19 protein-coding genes are annotated in these 19892 nt (G+C 64.6%); 7 read left to right on the forward strand and 12 right to left on the reverse strand.

The annotated features are described in order from the left end of the window. The first annotated feature begins 35 nt into the window (after positions 1-35). Positions 36-1508 carry an MFS transporter gene (locus CYR75_RS11955; RefSeq protein ID WP_101500240.1) on the forward strand — a complete coding sequence of 491 codons (1473 nt, stop codon included), beginning with the start codon at positions 36-38 and terminating at the stop codon, positions 1506-1508. 8 nt (positions 1509-1516) lie between these two features. On the opposite strand, the gene CYR75_RS11960 is transcribed toward CYR75_RS11955, so the two are convergent. The 8 genes from CYR75_RS11960 to CYR75_RS11995 form a co-directional block, all read right to left on the reverse strand. After that, positions 1517-2713: a baeRF3 domain-containing protein gene (locus CYR75_RS11960; protein WP_101500241.1), complete on the reverse strand. Its 1197-nt coding sequence runs from the start codon at positions 2711-2713 to the stop codon at positions 1517-1519. Between the two features lie 26 nt (positions 2714-2739). Then, complete coding sequence (locus CYR75_RS11965) at positions 2740-5355, reverse strand: cation:proton antiporter (protein ID WP_101500242.1); 2616 nt, start codon at positions 5353-5355, stop codon at positions 2740-2742. Positions 5356-5632: 277 nt separating this feature from the next. Further along, the gene (locus CYR75_RS11970) at positions 5633-6430 is read right to left on the reverse strand and encodes a DUF1217 domain-containing protein (protein ID WP_101500243.1); all 798 of its coding nucleotides are present in this window, start codon (positions 6428-6430) and stop codon (positions 5633-5635) included. Next, the gene (flbT, locus tag CYR75_RS11975) at positions 6427-6828 is read right to left on the reverse strand and encodes a flagellar biosynthesis repressor FlbT (RefSeq protein ID WP_101500244.1); all 402 of its coding nucleotides are present in this window, start codon (positions 6826-6828) and stop codon (positions 6427-6429) included. Before flbT ends, CYR75_RS11970 begins: the two co-directional genes overlap by 4 nt. Continuing rightward, positions 6825-7196, reverse strand: a complete 372-nt coding sequence (gene flaF, locus CYR75_RS11980) for a flagellar biosynthesis regulator FlaF (protein ID WP_101500245.1) — start codon at positions 7194-7196, stop codon at positions 6825-6827. The genes flbT and flaF overlap by 4 nt, the downstream gene beginning before the upstream one ends. Before the next feature lie 94 nt (positions 7197-7290). Continuing rightward, positions 7291-8487, reverse strand: coding sequence for a flagellin (locus CYR75_RS11985; protein ID WP_101500246.1), 1197 nt, complete (start codon positions 8485-8487; stop codon positions 7291-7293). 155 nt (positions 8488-8642) lie between these two features. Beyond that, positions 8643-8939, reverse strand: a complete 297-nt coding sequence (locus tag CYR75_RS11990; RefSeq protein ID WP_101500247.1) for a hypothetical protein — start codon at positions 8937-8939, stop codon at positions 8643-8645. Beyond that, positions 8936-9163: a rod-binding protein gene (locus CYR75_RS11995; RefSeq protein WP_101500248.1), complete on the reverse strand. Its 228-nt coding sequence runs from the start codon at positions 9161-9163 to the stop codon at positions 8936-8938. The genes CYR75_RS11990 and CYR75_RS11995 overlap by 4 nt, the downstream gene beginning before the upstream one ends. Positions 9164-9243: 80 nt before the next feature. Between CYR75_RS11995 and CYR75_RS12000 the strand changes: the two genes are divergently transcribed. Together CYR75_RS12000 and CYR75_RS12005 are read left to right on the forward strand one after the other, a co-directional pair. Next, positions 9244-10830: a flagellar hook-length control protein FliK gene (locus CYR75_RS12000; protein ID WP_158644649.1), complete on the forward strand. Its 1587-nt coding sequence runs from the start codon at positions 9244-9246 to the stop codon at positions 10828-10830. Between the two features lie 21 nt (positions 10831-10851). Beyond that, a complete protein-coding gene (locus CYR75_RS12005) occupies positions 10852-11523 on the forward strand; it encodes a flagellar hook capping FlgD N-terminal domain-containing protein (protein WP_101500250.1) in 672 nt (223 codons plus the stop codon). A 36-nt stretch (positions 11524-11559) separates the two neighbouring features. On the opposite strand, the gene CYR75_RS12010 is transcribed toward CYR75_RS12005, so the two are convergent. Next, positions 11560-12444, reverse strand: coding sequence for an SDR family oxidoreductase (locus CYR75_RS12010; RefSeq protein WP_101500251.1), 885 nt, complete (start codon positions 12442-12444; stop codon positions 11560-11562). A 485-nt stretch (positions 12445-12929) separates the two neighbouring features. Then, entirely contained in the window at positions 12930-13922 is a 993-nt protein-coding gene (locus CYR75_RS12015) for an LLM class flavin-dependent oxidoreductase (RefSeq protein WP_101500252.1), read from the reverse strand. Between the two features lie 93 nt (positions 13923-14015). On the opposite strand from CYR75_RS12015, the gene CYR75_RS12020 reads away from it, so the two are divergent. From CYR75_RS12020 to CYR75_RS12035, 4 genes are all read left to right on the forward strand, one after another. After that, positions 14016-15494 (forward strand): AMP nucleosidase, encoded by a 1479-nt coding sequence (locus tag CYR75_RS12020; protein ID WP_101500253.1) that lies wholly within the window; start codon positions 14016-14018, stop codon positions 15492-15494. Positions 15495-15671: 177 nt separating this feature from the next. Further along, positions 15672-15968: an HU family DNA-binding protein gene (locus tag CYR75_RS12025; protein WP_101500254.1), complete on the forward strand. Its 297-nt coding sequence runs from the start codon at positions 15672-15674 to the stop codon at positions 15966-15968. A 125-nt stretch (positions 15969-16093) separates the two neighbouring features. Next, positions 16094-16981 (forward strand): DMT family transporter, encoded by an 888-nt coding sequence (locus CYR75_RS12030; protein WP_101500255.1) that lies wholly within the window; start codon positions 16094-16096, stop codon positions 16979-16981. Between the two features lie 78 nt (positions 16982-17059). After that, positions 17060-18154, forward strand: coding sequence for an IS110 family RNA-guided transposase (locus CYR75_RS12035; protein WP_101500256.1), 1095 nt, complete (start codon positions 17060-17062; stop codon positions 18152-18154). 308 nt (positions 18155-18462) lie between these two features. On the opposite strand, the gene CYR75_RS12040 is transcribed toward CYR75_RS12035, so the two are convergent. Both CYR75_RS12040 and CYR75_RS12045 read right to left on the reverse strand, forming a co-directional pair. Then, complete coding sequence (locus CYR75_RS12040) at positions 18463-18864, reverse strand: GNAT family N-acetyltransferase (RefSeq protein WP_225972712.1); 402 nt, start codon at positions 18862-18864, stop codon at positions 18463-18465. A 201-nt stretch (positions 18865-19065) separates the two neighbouring features. After that, the gene (locus CYR75_RS12045) at positions 19066-19791 is read right to left on the reverse strand and encodes an outer membrane protein (protein WP_101500257.1); all 726 of its coding nucleotides are present in this window, start codon (positions 19789-19791) and stop codon (positions 19066-19068) included. Positions 19792-19892 lie beyond the last annotated feature (101 nt).

Genomic DNA, 19892 nt, shown 5'->3' on the forward strand with positions numbered 1-19892 from the left:
CCTCGGCCCCGCCCCCTACAGAAAGTCCCGGAAGCATGGCTTCATCCGAAAAGACCCTCCGCCGGTCGGCGGCCACGGACGACCCGACCGCCGATCCGGTGCGGTGGCGCATCCTTTTCGTGCTGCTGGTCACGATCTTCATGACGCTGGTCGGCGTCAGCATCGTCAACGTGGCGCTGCCGTCGATCCGGCAGGGTTTGAACGCCTCGCAGGCCGATCTGCAATGGGTGCTGTCGGGCTATGCGCTGACCTTTGGCGTGGTGCTGGTCGCCGCCGGGCGGGCCGGCGACATCATGGGCCGGGGCGGGCTGTTCCTGATCGGGGTCACGATATTCACCCTCGCCTCGGTCGGGGCGGGGCTGGCGCCCAGTGCCGAATGGCTGAACGCGTCGCGTTTCGTGCAGGGCATCGGCTCCGGCCTGCTGAACCCGCAGGGGCTGGGGATGATCCAGCATTACTTCCGGGGCGAGGAACGCGGCCGCGCCTTCGGCTATTTCGGCACGGCGGTGGGCTTTTCGGTGGCCATCGGCCCGGTGCTGGGGGGCTTCCTGATCCAGCTTGGCGGGCCTGATCTGGGCTGGCGGCTGACCTTTCTGGTCAACGTGCCCATCGGTCTGCTGGCCATCATCCTGGGCCTGATGTGGTTTCCCCGCCCGCTGATCGAGCGGCTGCCCCGGACCGGCAGCGGGCTGCGCTCGCTCGACCCGGTGGGTGCGCTGCTGCTGGGGGCGGCGGTGCTGGCGATCCTGTTCCCCTTTGTCGAGGCGGGCGGCGGTCCTGCGGTCTGGCTGCTGCTGCCGCTTGGCCTGCTGCTGGTCTGGCTGTGGGTGCTGTGGGAGCAGCGCTATGTCCGCCTCGGCCTCAGCCCGATGGTCGATCTGAAGATCTTCGCCACCCGCAGCTATACCAACGGCATCACCATCATGACGCTGTATTTCATGGGCATGACCAGCGTCTGGGTGCTGGTGGCGCTGTATGTGCAAGAGGGCGACGGCCGGTCAGCGCTGCAGGCCGGGTTCTTCGGCGTCCCGGCGGCGCTGCTGGCGGCCTATACCGCGCATTGGGCCGGCAGCCGGGTCGCCCGGCTGGGGCGGATGCTGATCATCGGCGGGCTGCTGCTGGCGCTGTTCGGGCTGGCGCTAAGCGTAGCGGTGGTGGTGCTGCACGAAGCCGGCCATCTCAGCGTGTGGTGGCTGATGGCCTCGCTGTCCTTCATCGGGGTGGCGCAGGGGGTGGTGATCAGCCCCAACCAGACCCTGACCCTGGCCGAGGTGCCGCTGGACTATGCCGGCAGCTCGGGGGCGATCATGCAGACCGGGCAGCGGATCGGAACGGCGGTGGGGATTGCGCTGATTACGGCGGCGAGCTTTTACACGCTGTCGATGTCGTCATGGTCGACGGCGATCATCGTGGGCTTCGGGCTGATCGGGGTGATGGTGGTGCTGGCGCTTCTGGTCGCGCTGCGGGATGTGCGCCTGCGGCCCGCGCGGGGCCGCAGACGGTTCTAGGCGTCGGTTCAGGTCGGATAGCGATAGCTCGCCGCCATCATGGTGTCGGGGTTCGCCTCGCTGCTCAGCGGGAAGACGTCGCCGCCCTGCCGCAGCGTCTCAATGATGGCGCGGTCGACCAGATCCTCGGGGCCGTCCTCGGATGCGGTGGCCTTGTAGCTGTCGGGATCGACGCTGCCGCGCATCGTGGCCTCGGGCCGCACGAACAGATGCGCGATCCGGCCTGACGCGGCGGCGGTCACGATGTCCAGCGGGTCCTTGCTGGCCTCGCCATCCTCGCGGCCCAGCGACATCGCGATCTCTTCCCAGACCTCGTCACGGCGGCGCGCGACCTCTTGTTCGAGGCAGGCATTGGCCTCTTCGCGCAGCTTCTCCTCATCCATCTCGCGCGGATGCAGGGTGATGCCGTTTTCCAGCAGGAAGGGGTATTCGCTGTTGTCGCGCAGCATCCCGTACAGCCGTTCATCCGCGGCGATGATCAGCGGCACGTTGGTTCCGCTCAGGTGATGCTGGGCGGCGTTGATGACGAGGTTCGCGTAATGGCGCATCTCGCCTTCCTTGTCCTCGCGCCAGTCATGGCCACCGACGCTGTAATGCGGCACGCCCTGCGGACCGCCACGGCCGGTCGCCATCGCCGCCTCGCCCCGCAGGCTGCCGGGCACGCCGGAATCCTCGAAGCCCTCGATATTGCCCTTTTCCTGCTGGTCGGTGAACTTGCTGATGTCATGCAGCGAGTTCGGCATGTCCGGCACATCCTGCCGGGTCAGCACCCCGCCAGAGGATTGGTAAAGGCAGGTTTCCTCTTGGCTGGCGGCCAGAATGGCGTGGTCGGGCCGCTGGTCCAGATCGCCCAGCAGCGGGGCCAGCCGGAACGCCTCGCCCAGATGCACGCCGGTTTCGACAAAGCGGGCATCGATGATCTCGGTCCGGTCAGGCGCGATATAGACGGCGATGCGGCGGTCATGGCCGCCGACGACGTCGTCGTAATCGAGCGCGTCGAGCCGCTGCCGGATCGCCTCGACCGCGTCCTTCGGCCCCTCGCAGGCGTCGAGCGCGTCATTCGCCTCGGATTTGGTGTTCTTCAGCGAGATCCGGATGTGGTTGTGATTGCCGCCCCCACGGGCCACGTCCATGAAAAGGCTGAGGCAGAGCGGAGCCTTATGCTCCGCCAGGTCGCGCAACAGGTTGTCGTTCAGCGGTCGCATGAGCTCTCCTGACATTGTTCAAGTGTTCAGGAACCCAACTTTTCCCCGACACCAACAGTTCCGCCCGCGGCATTATGTCTGGCCGGGGGGTCGGCTTGCGCCTCGGCCCCGGCCTCGGGCTGGTTCTGCATCGACAGCTTGCGCACCTTGGGAGAAAGCTGTTCGGGCGTGATCCCACGCTTGCGGGCGCTGTCGAAAAAGGCCTGCTGGATGACCTTGCTGCGCTTCAGCAGGCGCAGAAAGCGGTCCTCGTCCAGCACCAGCAGGGTCGTGGGCGCGATGGCACGCACCTCGACCCGCTGCGGGCGGCGCATCAGCAGGCCCATCTGCCCGAACATCTCGCCGCGCCCCAGCCGCCAGGACTGCCCGGCAAAAGACAGCTCGACCGCGCCGGACGCGACGAAATACACTCGCCTCGCGCCATTGTCGCGGTGCAGGATGACCTCGCCCACGCTGACATAGCGGGTCTTCAGGGCGTGGGCGAGGCGCATCAGAACCGCGTCCTCCATCTCGGAAAACAGCGGGAAGCGCCGGGCGAGTTCGATCTTTTGCAGCGCCAGATCCAGCGGCGGCGCGGCCTCGGCCCGGTCGCGCCGCGCGCCGATGTCGCGGGTCAGGGCGCTGTGGACCTCTTCCCCGATCAGCCCGTCTTCCAGCAGCGTGTCATATTCCCGCTCTTCCAGACGCAAGGCGGTGCGCCGGATGATCCGCCGCTCCATCTCTTCGGCGTAGCCGGGGAATTGCAGGCGCAGCCCGTCCAGCGATTGCTCGATCAACTCGATGCGGCGATCCAGCATCACATGCAGCAATTCGGCCACACGGCGGCCATGGATCCGCCGGATGCGCCCGTCGATGAAGGCGTGAAGGTCGCGCAGGATCAGCCGCTGCGACAGCAGCAGCCCGAACCGCGTCGCGGTGATGTTCGCCAGCGGCGTCGACCAGTTGAGACGATTGTGCAGAAAGATCGCCGGCCGCAGCCACAGGCCAAAGCCCAGACTGCGCCGCGCCGCCATGTTGTAGCCGCTGCGCCCGTTGAACCGCGATGCCTCGATCAGCGCATCGGCATCGGATAGCAGCCGTTCCGACAGCGCCGACGAGATCGTCCGGTCGCGAAAGCGGTCAACGATGGCATCCCGCTCGGCGCTCGACAGCGCGATCAGACCCAGCGTGACCCGGTCGCGGTCGGGAATGTCGGTGGCATCATCGGCGGATTTCACCGCCACATCCAGCCGCTCGCCAAAGCGCTTGGCCTCGGCCCGGACGGTTTCCTTGGTCAGATCATAGCTTTCGGTGACCTTGGCCAGATCGGCCCGCACCGTCTGCAGCGCCACCGCGATGACCTGATGATACAGCGCGTTGTCCAGCCGCGACAGCTTGTCGAGGCCCAGCCAGCCGATGACCCAACGCAGCGTCGTGCCCTGAACGAGCAGCGTGAACAGCGTGAACCCGGTGGCGAGGATCGCGACCTGCCGCTTGATGTCGACCGGCACCAGCGCGCTTTCGGTCACCGCCAGCGCCAGCGACAGCGTGACCGCGCCCCGCAATCCGCCCCACAGGATGGCGACGCGGTAGGGGCGCTGGACGACCGGCGACAGGCCGAGCCGAGTCAGCAGCGGCAGCAGCAGGTAGAGGATCAGCGCGCGGGCCGCGATGGCGGCGGCGACGACAACCATGATCAGCCCCAGATCGCGCAGCTGCACCGATTCCAGCATGCGCGGGATCAGCAGCGCGGCCAGAACGAAGATCAGCGCCCCGGCCCAATGCGCCAGCAGGTCCCAGACGTCCTGCAGGTTCTTCCAGGTCGGCGGCGGCAGGCGACGCGGGCCGGTCAGTTGCAGTGTCATCGCCGCAATCACCACCGCGATCACGCCCGAGGCCCCGACGCTCTGTTCTGCGACGATATAGGCCAGATAGGGCAGCGCGATGGAGACAGAGATCACCGCAAGCTCGTATCGCGCAAACATGGTCATGATCCAGATCGCGATCCGTGCCGCCAGCCATCCCGTCACCACGCCACCCAGCAGCAGAACCGGAAACCGCGCCAGGGCATCCTGCACCGACGGATCCGGCATCCCCGCCCGGACATATTCCAGAAACAGCGCCGCCAGCGCGATGGCGGCGGCGTCATTGAGCAGGCTTTCGCCCTCGATGATCCGCGCCAACCGCCGCGGCGCCGAGATCGAGCGGAAGATGCTGACCACCGCCGACGGGTCGGTGGTCGAGACGATCGCCCCGACCAGCAGCGCGGACGACAGCGTCAGCGAACTGACCCAGGCCAGCGAATAACCGACCACAAAGGTGGCAACAAAGACCGCCACCACCGCCAGCACCAGAATGGGTACCCAGTCATCCGCCATCCGGCGCAGGTTCAGCCCCAGCGTGACCTGAAACACCAGCGTCGGCAGGAAGACGTACAGGAAGACGTTCGAGCGGATCGGCAGAGCGAGAATGGCCTCGGCCACCGGGTTCAGCGCGTCGGTCAGGTCGGTGTGCAGGAAAAACGCAGCGGCCACCCCGATGAGGATGCCAAGGCAGGCGATGATCACGGCGTAGGGCAGGCGCAGATAGCTGGCCAAGGGCTCGGCCGCGCCGATGAACAGGAAAAGCGACGAGATGATGGTCGTGATCAGGATGATGTTCATAGGGTTGAGATACCAGAAAACCCTGATCCGGAAAGATGTAATGGTCGGTTAATCCGGCTGGCCAAAGACTGTGGGGCGAGGGTGCGCGAACGGCGGTCACTGCATCACCTTCAGGCAGCCGCGGCCACTACATCTTCTTGTCAAGAAGGCCGACCTGAAGCCGACCGTGGAAGCCGGTAAGCGTCACCAGTCGGATATTTACCGTATCCAGTGCCGCGCCTAAGCTGATAGCGAGGCAAGCCTCGATCTCTGCCTGGCAACACTTCGAAACCTCTGCTCACCGCAGCCGGGACGAACCCAGCAATGTCAAAGCTGTCGAATATCTGTTCGACGAGGAATCGAGCCTCACCGCGCTGCGCGCGAGGAAGGTTCGGACCAGCTTTTCGACCTGCGCCTTGTCGCTGAAGGCCGCCACTGAATCGGTGCCCATCACGCGCCGCGCGGCTGCCTTGAACTCGGCGTGTTGGCGGTCGATGGGCATTTTCGCGTAGGAGCTTGAAAAGCCGAATGCGCCCTCGAACACCTTGCGAAGGCGGGTGTTGCCGATGATCTCGAACCATTTGGTGTCGTTGCTGGACGGACTCGCCGACAACTCGGCAAGCTCGCGCCGCGCGCTCAGGGCGAGGCGCAGATTTCCGTCGCTCTCGCCGACCCGAGCTTCGAACTCCCGCTCGACAAATTTCGACACGATGCGATCTGCGAAGCCCTTTTCCTGTGGCCGCTGTCCGCCAGCGCCAAAGCCAAAGGCCTCGGCCAGTTTGCGGTAGCTTTTATCGGCCAATCGGTTGGCGAGGCTCTTGTCGTCGTCCAGATCGCTTTCCAGGATCTTGCGGATGAAGGCTTTATTTCCGACATCGGCCTCGAGCCCGAAGGCACCCAGCGACAGCTTCAGCAGCTTATAGTCGGACAGCAGGTCGTCAGCCGAGCCGACCGAGGCGATGCGATCCCGGTAGTGCTGCGAGGCTTGCCGGATCTGGCCCTCCTGCGCGACCATCTGGCGTTGTCGGTCGCCGGTGCGTGACAGCAGGCTCCACCCCGCCACCCCGCCGCCGCCGGTAAAGGGCAGGATGGTCATCCGGCGACCGCGAGATAGCGGCTTTCCCGTGGCAGCAGATCACGCAGCGATCGCAGCGCGCGATAATAGTTGCCGTCGAGGACCGCGCGGGTGGCGGCGGTCAGGAGATTGCGGCTGTCGCGGTCGTCGAAGACCAGCGTCAACTGCTCGATCCCCTTCAGCAGGATCTTTCGCCCTTCCGCAGCCGGGCGATCACCGGACAGGATCAACTGCGCCTCATAACAGACACGGGCCACGGGGGTGTTGCTGTCATCGGGGTGAATGGCGTCGCGCAGACGAAGGATGTTGGCGTCGGGCGTGCGGACGGCGATCCGCGTCCGGCGGTCGCCATTCTCGATCACGGCGCCGTTGATCAGCACCCGCTCATTCGGGGCGAGTTTCAGGATCAGGCCGCTCATGACGTTGCCTCGGTCCCGTTCAGGCCGCGGATCGTGCTGCGGTTGATCTCGAGCAAGGCATCGACCGACACGGTGCCCATCCGCAGCTTGCTGCTGTGGCCGACAACGAACCCGGCCAGCGAGATCAGCGCCGCGCGCAACCCCTCTGGCAGGCGGTTGCCGTCCGAGGCAAGGTCGGTCGCGGCCGTGGTCCAGAACCTCTCATTGTCATGAATTGCCGCCATGAAACGCGCGGGATCGCGGGCCGCGGTTTCGGCTGCCTGGGCAAGTCGGTTGGTCAATCGGGACAGCAGCCTTGCCTCGGCATCGCGGGCCGAGGCGACCGTGTCGAGCGCCACGCCATAGCCGGTTGCGGCATATGCATTCATTCTGGTTTCTCCTTCAAGAAAATCCCGCTCGGGCCGGACAGAGCTTTGCGTTCAGGCAAGGGTGCGGGGGCGCCCGAGGGCGCCCCCGTCAGCTTTAGCGGAACAGGGACAGCAGGGCCTGCGGCGCCTGGTTCGCAATCGACAGCGACTGGGTCGCCAACTGCTGCTGAACCTGAAGCGCCTGCAGCCGCGCCGAGGCCTCTTCCATGTCCGCGTCGACAAGCGCGCCGATCCCGGTCTTCATGGCGTCGGTCAGCTTGCCGATGAAGTCGCGCTGTGTCTCGATCCGCCCCTGGGACGAACCGAACGAAGCCGCCGCATCCACCGCGACCTTCATAAGCCCTTCGATATCTCGCAGGGCAAGGGCCGCACCGCCCGGTTCGGTGACGTCGATGCTTACGAGATTGCCGAGACCACCCCGATTGACATTCATTCTGACGTCGAAGTCGCCGCCGCCAGTGCCTGCGTCGAAAGAGAACTGACCGCCGGCTTCTGTCAACGTGCCTCCCACTCCCGCGTTGCTCTTCTCGGTGTTGAGCTTGCCGACCAGAGCCGCCGCAGTATCGCCGACTTCGACAACGCAGCCGAACGACTTCCCGTTGACGGTCATCTCGATCCGGTCACCGGCCAGAATCGCTGACAGGTCATTCTGATTTGCGCTGGCGCTCGTCAACGCAATCGCTCCGGCCCCACCTTGGAAGGCCAGCGCCGCGCCAAGGTTGACCGCGCCGCCACCGTCAGTCGCTGTGACGGCGTCGCTCCGGAGTTGCGCAGACCGCAAATCTGCCGTCGCGACCGAGATCTTTCCGGCCGTGACGGTGCCATCTGCGGCCCGGTCCAGCGACGACGTCACCTCCATCGGGCTGGCGGTGGTGCCGTTCAACAGGTTCTTGCCGTTGAACTGAGCGGTTCCGACGATCGAGCCGATTTCAGCCTTCATGGCGTCGATGTCGGTCTGGATCTTCGCACGGTCCTCGGCCGAGGTCCCCGCCTCTTGCGCGGCGATGATCTTGGTCTTCACCTTGCCGAGCAGATCCGCGACGGATTCGGTCGCGGCGCGGGCAACGCCCACCGTCGACTGGCCGATCGACAGCGTCTGGTCGATGGCCTTGAACGAGCTGACATCCGTCTCCATCGTCTTGGCGATGGCCCAGATCGCGGCATTGTCCTTGGCCGTGTTGACGTCCTTGCCGGTCGAGATCTGATCCTGGGTCTTTGCCAGGTTCGCGTTGATCCCCTTGAGCGTCTGCAGCGCAACCATTGCGCCATTATTGGTCAGAATGCTGGACATCTTGTCCTCCTTCTCTGGTGTTTACCATTTCGTTCCGGCCATTCTGACCACGGGTTTCCCCGATGCGTTTCAACATGTCTCAGCTTTAGCCGATGAGTTCCTTCCAATCCATTAAATTGACCCCTTGCATCCGACCGTATTAGATCGAGTTTTACTCAATATCGGCCAATCGAATTCGCGGTCGTTTCGACCTTTCGCGGCCGCCCGGCGCTGTCATAGGTCTTGACCGACTCTCGCAGCGTGATCGCCGCCGAAACCAGCGCGATGGCTTCGGCCACACCCTCGGACGCGGCACGGGAAAGCGTGGCCAAGCGTTCCAGCGGGCCGCGAAGATCCTCGTCCGACGCGGCGATATCGTCCCGCAGCGCCTCAATGATTTGCAGTGCAGCGGCCGGATCGCCTGACAGCAGCGCAGATTCGGCTTGCTGAAGCCTTCGGGTCAGTCGGCTCATGCCTGGACCCTCAGGCCCAGATCCAGCCGCTGGGACAGGGCCGCCGCGTATTCCTGGTGCAGGAATGAGCGGAATTGTCCCTCGGCGCTGCCGCCAGAGAATTCGCCGCCGCTCGAGTCGGGGGCGATGTATTTCAGCATTTCTTCAAGAAACGCCTGCTCAAGCCGTGGCGCCGGCTGTGTCTGAATTGAATTGAATTCTATCTTTTGCGAAACTTGCACCATGCCTCCGATTCTTTAAGGTAATTCATTCATAGGCCGACGTCGGTAAATATTCGGTAACCGGTTGCTGTTATGCCAAAGCCATGGATATGAGAATCACATCTGCGGATCGGGCGATGGCTGCCTGGAAAACGGCGGCGCCGGTCGATGGGCTGGGGTCGGGCGCGTTTCTCGCGGTGTTGGCGGGGGTCGCGGCCGTGCCATGTGGTGATGCCGAGGCGGCTGCGCCTGCTACTGGCGAGGGACTTGGGGAAGTGGGTGAGGCGGAGGAAGCCGTGGAGCTAGCGCCGCCTGCGGAGCCGGACGGCGCTGGTGGTGTTGAGGGCGAGGTCGAGCCGCTGCTGGCATGGGCGCCGATGTCGCCGGGGGTCCAGCCGGGAAGGCGGGAGGCGGGCGCTGCTGGCTTGTCTGGCGGCGGCGCTGGACTGCTCGCGGCAGACGGCAGTGTCGGTCGCGAGAGGGCAGCCTCTTTGAGCGACGCCGATGGGAGGCGGACAGAGGATGCCAGCCGGATCGCACTATCGAACGACAGGATCGTCCTCACAGAACGGCGGAACGAGATTGACGAGAGGGTCGGCCAAGAGGCGCTCGATGCCGCGCCTTCTCCGGCGCGGGCACAGGATATCGAGCATGCCATGGCCTTTGACGAGGACTCTACCTTGCCTGTTCAATGGGAAGCGGAGAAGGCACCTCTCGCCCAGACAGCAACGGCCCCTGTAGACCGGAACCTCGAAGGTGCGCGGGATGCTGAGAGCCCGCAGAAACCGGACCTTGAGACTGAATTCGCCACACAGGCCCCAGCGAGAGCCAAGCCGCAAACCATAGAAGCTGTGCGGGGGAGCGTCCCGCCTCCTGCATCTCCGCTAGGGTTGCCCGCCCAGCCCCCTATGGAGGCCACGCTTGTGGCGGAGAGGCAGCTGGAAACTCTGGCAAGCGGACACGATGGACACGAGATCGAGACCCCGCTCCTGTGGCACACTCGGCTAGTGGGGGCATCGCAGAGCGAGAAGATACAGGATACGCAGTCAGATAATCTGATAGAGGGACTCCCGACCGCGCAAACCTCCCCTCAGAAGATGAGCCGATTCGTCGCCTCGCGGCCCCATGTCTTGGACAGCTCCTTTTTTAGCGCCTTGAAACAGGCGGCCCCTTTCCAAAGCGGACACGACACGACCTTGCTGGAAAAGAGTGTCGCCCTCGGGGAGGCCGGGAGGATGTCGCATCTGATAGCGACTTTCACGCCGTCACCCGGCACCGCAGCTGCCAACACAGCAGCGCCCGTTCACCAGCAGATCGCCAGCGCCATAGTGGCCGCGACCCCCGATTCGCCAGAGACGGAGCTGTTGCTGGCACCGGAGGAACTTGGCAAGCTGCGTTTCGTCTTCGGCCAGGACGATGGCGCATTAACCATTCTCATCACGGCCGAGCGGCCCGAAACGCTCCAGTTGATTCGCCGCAATGCCGATGCGCTGATCCAGGAGCTCAACCAGCTCGGCCTGACCGACGCGACCGTCGACTTTGGCGACAGAGGTTCGAGAGATCGCGACCATCCCGCTGCCAAGGGCAGCCCGAGCGACACCGATCCGCTGGCGGTGCAACAAGTGCCGGCGCAGCCGGCCGACAAGCCGCCCATGCCGCTCCGCTTCGGGCGGCTCGAACTTCGCCTTTGACATCAGCTTCAGGACATCAGCATGACGACAGGAATCTCCGCGACGACCGGCGCCTCTTATACCGCCCCCGGCAGCACCAAAGCCGCGGCGGGTTTTGCGGGGGGCGATTTCGAGACGTTCCTGAAGATGCTGACCGCCCAGATCCGAAATCAGGACCCGATGAACCCGATGGAGGGGTCGGATTTCGCGGTTCAGCTTGCGACCTTCTCGGGCGTCGAGCAGCAGGTGAAGACGAACGACCTGTTGTCGCAGATCGCGGGACAGACGGGGGCCGAGTCGCTGGTCGCCTATTCCGACTGGATCGGTCGGCAGGTGCGCAGCAGCGGACAGGCGCATTTTGGCGACAAACCGCTGGTCATGGATATTCGCCACGATCCGATGGCCGACCGCGTCGTTCTGGTCACCTTGGACCGATTCGGACGCGAGGTGTCGGCCGAGGATATCGGGGCGGGTCAGGGGCTGATCGAATGGTTCGGGCGCGACACGGCCGGCGCCAAGCTGCCAGAGGGGCTGTATAGCTTCGCCATCGAAAGCTATCGCGGCGACAAGCTGCTGGGACGCACCGATGCCGCGACCTATGCCACCGTGACCGAGGTGCAGCGCAGCGGCGGCAAGCTGAGCTTTACGCTGGAAGGCGGCGCGACCGCGACGCTGGACCAGATCGACGCAGTTGCAGCGGGTGGGTCGGAGTAGCAGGTGTCCGCAGCGACCTCGCCCGCGAACGGGCCGTCACTCAGTCCCTTCTGTGCCCTTCTCGGCTTCAAGAATCGCGGTCAGCCCGCTGTCGAGATCGGGGTAGCGAAGGTGATAGCCCAGCTGCGTCTTCATCCGATCATTCCGCACGCGCTTGGAATCCGCGTAAAAGCTGCGCGCCATGGCCGACATCTCGGCCTGTTCAAATGGCTCTTCTGGCGGGGTCGGCAGGCCCAGCATCTCGGCGGCGCGGCGGATCGTTTCTTGCGGGGGGGCGGGTTGGTCATCGCAGAGGTTGAAGATCTCGACGCCGACGGCCTGTTCTGCAATCGCGCGCGTGATGGCTGTCTCGACCGCGCCGGCGATGTCTTCGGCATGGATGCGCGAGAAGATCTGGCCTGGTTTGACGATGCAGCGGGCGGTTCCGGCGCGGAGTTTCGCGAAGGGGCCCCGTCCGGGGCCGTAGATTCCGGCAAGTCGAAAGATGTTCAGCGGCCAGCCGGCGCGGCGGGACAGATCGGCCCAAGCGGCTTCGGCCTCGACTCGGGCGCGGGCGCGGGCGCTCGACGGGGACGGCTTTGTCGTTTCGTCCACCCACGCGCCGCCGTGATCGCCATAGACATTGGTCGAGGACAGGTAGCCCACCCATTTCGGCGCGGCCTGCGACAGATCCTGTGCAAACTCGCGCAGCACCGGGTCGCCGGTGGAGCCAGGTGCAACCGAGGTCAGGATCGCGTCGGCGCGGGATATGTGGTGGCGGACGGCGTCGCTGTCGCGGGGCCAGATGATCTGTTCGATGCGGTCATCGCCGAAGCCTGCGGTTGCGTTTCGGGTGGTGCCGGCGACGGTCCAGCCTTTCGCCAGCAGGCGCGGGGACAGGAAGGACGCGGAGTAGCCATGTCCCAGTATCAGAAGATGCATCGGTCCTTACCATTCTTTCCCGGTAATCCGCGTCAAGTCTTTGGCGGAACGAGCGAACCTCGCGCGGATGCGGCTGCGATGCAAGCGGGCGGCAGAAGGGGGTGTATCGCGAGGCAAATTGGCGGACAAGCGTCTCGGGCCCGCGCAGAGGCGACGCCTATGTGTGACAGCGCGCCCCGTCCGAACCAGTCATGGGCCGCTCCCATGGCCCGGCAAGGTGACGCGAGGCGTAGACGCTCAGAGACAGAAACCGCTCGACCGAAACCTCCCCCCTCTCGGGGGACTGCGGTTGGAGCGCTGCCGGGCCCGGTGGCGGGAGCCTCTTCGGGAGTAGCGGAGTGGTCACGATCTGAAGAGTCCGCGAGACGCGCCAGCAAGCGGAAACTGCTCACGGCCGTCGCCCGAAGGCGTGGGGCCGTCCCAAGGCGGCCTCCATAAGCCGCCTCGAAACCCGCAAACCGGGTCGCGGACCAAGGGCGAGCGCTTCAGCCCAGCCCCTCCATCACGTCCGCGGCCAGCCGGAACGACTCCTGCCGGGCTTGCGGGTCGTGGATCTGACCGGTCAGGATAACCTCATCGGGCCGGTATTGCGCGACAAGCGCCGAGAGTTGCGCGCGCACGGTGGCGGGGCTGCCGACTGCGCTGATCTTCAGCGCCTGCTCGACGCCCCTCTGCAGCGCGGGCGTGATCTCGGCCAGATCTTCCGTCGGCGCGGGCAACCTGCCGGGGCGGCCAGAGCGGAGCCGCGCAAAAGCCAACTGCTGGCTCGATTGCAGATAGCGCGCCCGCTCGTCCGTCTCGGCGGCGATGACGTTGATCGCCAGCATGAAGCGAGGCCCCTCCTCCGCCTCGGCGCGGCCGGCGGGCTGGAAGCGCTCGCGATAGACCTGCGCGGCGTCATCCAGCGCGGCCGGGGCGAAATGCGAGGCGAAGGCGTAGGGCAGGCCCAGATAGGCGGCCAATTGCGCGCCGAACAGCGACGATCCCAGCATCCAGACCGGCACATGCGTCCCCTGCCCCGGATGCGCCTGCACCGCCTGATCGGGCGCGGCGTCGCCAAGATAGCTCATCAACTCGACCACATCCTGCGGGAAGTTCTCGGCCATTTCGGGCGATTTCCGCAGCGCGCGAAAGACCGCGCCATCGCCGCCCGGCGCGCGGCCCAGACCCAGATCGATGCGGTCGCCGTGAATGGTCGCAAGCGTCCCGAACTGCTCGGCGATCGACAGGGGCGAGTGGTTGGGCAGCATGATGCCGCCGGCGCCGACGCGGATGCGGCGGGTATCCCCGGCGATATGCCCGATCAGGACCGAGGTCGCGGCCGAGGCGATCCCCGGCATGTTGTGATGTTCCGCCAGCCAATAGCGGTGATACCCCAGCCCGTCGGCCATCTGGGCCAGCGCCACGCTGCTGGCGATGGCCTCGGCAGTGGTGCTGCCCTCGGGGACAGGGGCAAGATCCAGAATAGAATAACGCATTGATCTTCCTTTCCCGACCTATCTGGGCACGCGAGGCCCGACTTGCCAGTGCCGGCGCCGACTGGCAGTCTTGGGCAACAGACGAGGGTCCAGATGAACCACAAGCAGCTAAGGCTGGAAACGCCGCCTCTGGTCGAGCGGGAATATTTCACCGATCCCCAACACGCCGTCGACCGGCTGCGCGGGCTTTACGATCAGGCCGCGAATTTTCTGACCCAGCATTTCCTGCGTGCTTTGGGCGGCGAGGCGCCGCAGGCCCGCTATCGCGCCTTCTACCCCGAGGTGCGGCTCACCACGACTAGTCACGTCAAGGCCGATTCGCGCCTCGCCTTCGGCCATGTCACCCTGCCCGGCACCTATGCCGCCACGATCACCCGGCCCGATCTGTTCGCCAATTACCTGCGCGAGCAGTTCGCGCTGCTGATGCGCAATCACGGCGTCTCGATCGGGGTCGGGGTCAGCGACACGCCGATGCCGGTTCATTTCGCCGTCGCCACCCGCACCGATCTGAACGTCCCGCAAGAGGGTGTGCTGGATTTCAGCCTGCGCGATGTCTTCGACGTGCCGGATCTGAACACCGTGAACGACGACATCGTCAACGGCGTCGCGGTGCCGGCGCCGGATGGCACCCAGCAGCTTGCGCCCTTCACCGCGCAGCGGGTGGATTATTCGCTGGCCCGGCTGTCGCATTACACCGCCACCGCGGCCGAGCACTTCCAGAACTTTGTGCTGTTCACCAACTATCAGTTCTATGTCGACGAGTTCGAGGCCTTTGCCCGCGCCGCGCTGGCCAATCCGTCGCTCGGCTATACGTCCTTTGTCGCGCCCGGCAACCAGATCATCGACAGCCCCGATGGCGAGATCCTGCCGCTGCCCAAGATGCCGCAGATGCCTAGCTATCACCTGAAACGCGAAGGTTCGCAGGGGATCACGCTGGTCAATATCGGCGTCGGCCCGTCGAACGCCAAGACCGCCACCGATCACATCGCAGTGCTGCGGCCCCATGCCTGGCTGATGGTCGGGCATTGCGCGGGGCTGCGCAACAGCCAGAGCCTGGGCGATTTCGTCCTCGCCCACGCCTATCTGCGCGAAGACAATGTGCTGAACGACGACCTGCCGGTCTGGGTGCCAGTCCCGCCCTTGGCCGAGGTGCAGGTCGCGCTCGAAGAGGCGGTGGCCGAGATCACGCAGCTACAAGGCTACGAGCTCAAGCGGATCATGCGGACCGGCACCGTCGCCACCATCGACAACCGCAACTGGGAGCTGCGCGACCAGAGCGGGCCGATCCACCGCCTGTCGCTGTCGCGCGCCATCGCGCTCGACATGGAAAGCGCCACCATCGCCGCCAACGGCTTCCGCTTTCGCGTCCCTTACGGCACGCTGCTCTGCGTCAGCGACAAGCCGCTGCATGGCGAATTGAAGCTGCCGGGCATGGCAACCGATTTTTACCGCACCCAGGTCTCGAACCATTTGTTGATCGGCGTGCGCGCGATGGAGAAGCTGCGCGACATGCCGCTGTCCCGCATCCATTCGCGGAAATTGCGCTCTTTCCACGAAACCGCGTTCATGTGAGGCAGTTGACGCAGCGTCAACCTGCGCGGAATCGGCAGAAAAGACTCTTTCCGCCCAGAGTTCCGGACAAAGCGCAGAAAAACGGTTGAAATGCGCGGCAAAACCTTGTGTAGCAATGCAATACCGCAAGTTGCGGTAGCAGATTTTCCCCACGCGGGATAACGAGGAGACAGACATATGGCCCAAGCCGTCAAGCCGATGACCAAGACCCAGCTCGTCGCCGCACTGGCCGAGGAAATGGACAGCGACAAGAAATCTGCGGCAGCCGCGCTTGACGCGATTGCGGCGGTCGTGACTCGCGAAGTGGCGAATGGCGGTGCCGTGACCCTGCCGGGCATCGGCAAGGTTGCCTGCCGCGCCCGCCCCGAGCGTCAGGTCCGCAACCCGCAGACCCAAGAGATGATGACCAAGCCCGCCGACAAGCAGGTCAAGGTCACCGTCGCCAAGGCGCTGAAGGACAGCGTCAACGCCTGATCTCTGTCCCGGGCGCGCGCCCGGCGATGGACTGGGACCGGGCCGTCCGTCAGGGCGGCCCTTTTCAAATCGCGGCTCGCGCCGGCTGACCCCATCGCGACCCGCCGACCGGGGGCAAAAGCGGCATGGACGTCAAGGCCATTCTCATGGGTCTCGCCTTTGCGGTGATGTGGGCGTCGGCCTTTACCACCACGCGGATGATCGTGGTGGCCGCACCGCCGCTGACCGCGCTGGTCATCCGCTTTGCCATTTCCGCCGTTCTGGGGATCATGCTGGCCCGCGCCATGGGCCAAAGCTGGCGGCTCAGCCGAGCCGAGTGGCGGGTTCTGATCCTGTTCGGGATCATGCAGAATGCGCTGTATCTGGGCCTCAACTGGATCGCCATGCAATGGGTCGAGGCGGCGGCGGCGTCGATCATCGCCTCGATGATGCCGCTGCTGGTGGCGTTCTTCGGCTGGCTGTGGCTGGGCGAAAGGCTGCGGATGCCGGCGGTGATCGGGCTGGCGATGGGCGTCGCCGGCGTCGTGCTGATCATGGGCGTCCGGCTGCAGCATGGGCTGAGCCTGTTCGGCGCGCTGCTGTGCCTGATCGCGGTCGTCGCGCTGACCGTGGCGACGCTGGTGGTGCGCGGCTCGGGCGGCAGCCGCAACATGATGATGATCGTGGCGCTGCAAATGGCTGTCGGGGCCGTGGTTCTGGCGCTGCCCGCGGCGCTGCTGGAATGGGGCCGCCCCATCGACTGGAGCTGCCAGCTTATCGTCGCGTTCCTCTACACCATCCTCGCCCCCGGTCTGGCGGCGACCTTCATCTGGTTCCAGCTCGTCAACCGCATCGGCGCGGTGCGGGCCGCGACCTTCCACTTTCTGTCGCCGATCTTCGGCGTGGCCATCGCCGCCCTGCTGCTGGGCGAGCGTTTCGGCGCCAGCGACGTGATCGGCGCGATCATCATTGCGGTGGGCATCCTGCTGGTCCAGACCGCGAAACTGCCGCCCGCCACCGCGACGTCGCGCTGAAACAAAAAATACCGTGCTGGACGGCGTTGCGCGTAGCTGCTGCGATGCCGGGGTTCTTCAAACAAAGGAGATTCCAGCATGGTCAAGAAAGCAACGCGCCTCGTCCGCTTCGTGGAAGCCGTCGAAGACCAACCTGTCGTCGTCGGTCTCGACGTTCACAAAAAGACCTATTCCGTCGCACTGTTCTCGTCGCAGGACGGTCAAGTCGAGAGCTATACCTGTCCGGCCGGAGAGGCGGCGCTCGCCGCGCAGCTTTCGGGCTTGGGCTGCAAGATCGAGCATGTCGTTTATGAGACAGGGCCAACCGGCTTCGCCTTGGCGCGAACACTGGTGGCCGCCGGATTCAAGGTGTCCGTAGTCGCCGCGTCGCGCATCCCGCGCGGATACGCTGCGGCGGCGAAGAACGACAGGCTGGATGCGGTAAAGTTGGCAACTTACTTCGCGCGAGGATTGCTGCGCTCCGTCGCCATTCCAACCGTCGAACAGGAAGGCTACCGGGCGCTCGTGCGGCGACGGAAGCGTGTTGCGGAGAGCCGGGGCAAGATCAAGCAGAAGATCAAGGGCTTCCTGCTCGCGTCCGGCATCGGTGAACCGCAGAGCATCCAGAAGTGGTCTCTGGCCGCTTCGGCAGACCTGTCGGCATTGGATATGCCGCCGGAACATCGAATGTCGCTGGCTTCTATGGTGCGCGAGTATCTGTTCCTACTCTCCGAAGACAAGATGCTGCGCGCCGAGATCAGGACGGCAACGAAGCGGATGCACGCAGAGCGGTTCGCGCATCTGACATCTGTCGTCGGGGTGGGCGAGACCGCGGCATCGAACTTCTTGGCCGAGCTGTTCTCTCCCGAACGGTTCAACCGCCCCGAGGAAGTGACCTCCTATCTCGGTCTCGCACCTGTGGTCAGCCAGAGTGGTGGCAGTCAGGCCCGCGCCAGGATCAGACCCGTGGGTCAGAAACGGCTACGCGGCATTCTCATCGAAGCCGCATGGCAATGGACGTGGCGAGACCCCGAAGCCAAGGAACTCTACAATCGACATTTTGCGAAGCATGGGATCGGGCAGAAGGCCATCGTGGCCGTAGCCCGCAAGCTCGCGATCAAGCTTTGGCGCATGGCGGTAGAAATACCGCCCGCGTCAATGGAGGGTGCCGCGCGCGGGGCCTGGTCGGGATAACCGACAGTAAAAAAGGGCGGCACCCTCATCGACCGGCGCGTACCGAAAGCGGTACTTGGTGATCCTGCATTTTGACAGGCACGAATAAGAAAAGGCTTACGCAAGCCGGTAACAGCTCTGGCATGGCCTCAATTCTGTGGCGCGACACGCACGCAGGATCGGTTTTTGCGGCTATAGGCAAGGTCGGCAGTGCGGGACGGAGCAGACATTGGCGATGTCACCGATGAACCATGATCAGCTCGTCCACTTCGTTGCCATCGTCGATCAGTGCCGCGGGAATTTTCCCTACCCTCTCGAAGCCGTGCCGCTCATAAAAAGCGAATGGCCCTGGCATTGGTGTGGTTGACGTTCAGTTCGAGTTGGCGCACGCCGCCTTCCTTCGCAAAGCCCATTACGGCTTGGAGGAGGTCATTCGCCAAGCCGGATCCACGCTCGCTTTCGCGCAAGTAGACCATCATGATTGTTGCGCGGTGAGACCGTTTTTCCCCGCGCTGGCGCATCAGGCCCATGATTCCAACAGGTTCCTCACCCTTCAGCATCGCAAAGACAGGGATCTTCATTCGATCAAGCCACTCTTCGTCTGGCAGGGACGACCAGTCTGCGAAGGTGTTGGCAAATGCTGTCGGCGCCATCTTCAAGGACTCCAATCGGATCGCTTTGAAGACTGCTAGATCTTTAGCTTCCAGTTTCACTACCCGCACATTCTCCATGGCTTCCCCCTGTCTCGCGAAAGACAACTTCAAGGATGGCAACTAAGGTCGCAAGGCCTTCAACTTCCGGAAAGCGCTCGAAGCTGCCATTCGAAGGTGGATTTAGCACCCGCAGCATCGCTGGTCAGGCTTGACAGTACTCCACATAAGAAAGGCCGCGCCCCGAAAGGCACGGCCGGTCTGTCAGCAGGATCGACCGGATCAGAAGCGGTAGTTCAGACCCAGCTTGATGTTGTGGTAGTCGGGCGTCATCTCGGTCGAATAGACCCCGTCGCCCAGATTGGTCTTGCCGAAATTGGCGTATTCCCACTCGCCCGTCAGCGAGAGCTTGTCGGTCATCTTGCGCTCAACCCCGAAGCCGACGATGTAGCCGGTCGATTTCTCGCCATCACCGACCAGATCGATGACGCCATCGGTGCTGCTGGCGCGATAGTCGTAATCCGCGCGGGCGACGCCCAGGATGCCGTAGAACAGCGTGTCCTGCGGGGCGTTCAGCACGCCGGTCTTGACGCGCAGCGCGAGCACCGAATTGATCTCGTTTCCGGCCTCGTATTCCGCGGTCGAGAAGCTGTCCTCGATCGAGCCGCCCTCATACCCCAGTTCCGCGCCCATCACCCATTCGCGTGTCTGACCGGTGAACTGCTTGCGATAACCAACCCGCAGCCCGGCATTGGCGCCCGAAAGCTCCAGCTTGCCCGGCGTGGCGAAAACGTCGTTGTTTTCGGCATAGCCGACGCGGTCATCGCCGGCGAAGGCATAGCCGATGCTGGCCCCGACATAGGCGCCGGTCCAGTCCTGCGCGATCACCGGCACGATGGGATCGACGACCTCGACAGTGGGTGCGACAAAACCGCCGGCAAAGGCGGCGGGCGCGGCCAGAAACGCGGCAGCGCCGGCCAACCGGGAAATGAAACCAGAACTCATCATGAACCTCACTAGCAGAGTGTCGCGATTCGCGAAAATCTCGATGGAATGTAACGCTGAACGCTAAAGAAGCCGTTACGCGCTGGCAATCTGTCCTGTCGGAC

This window comes from Paracoccus jeotgali (genome assembly GCF_002865605.1).
Taxonomy (GTDB): Bacteria; Pseudomonadota; Alphaproteobacteria; order Rhodobacterales; family Rhodobacteraceae; genus Paracoccus; species Paracoccus jeotgali.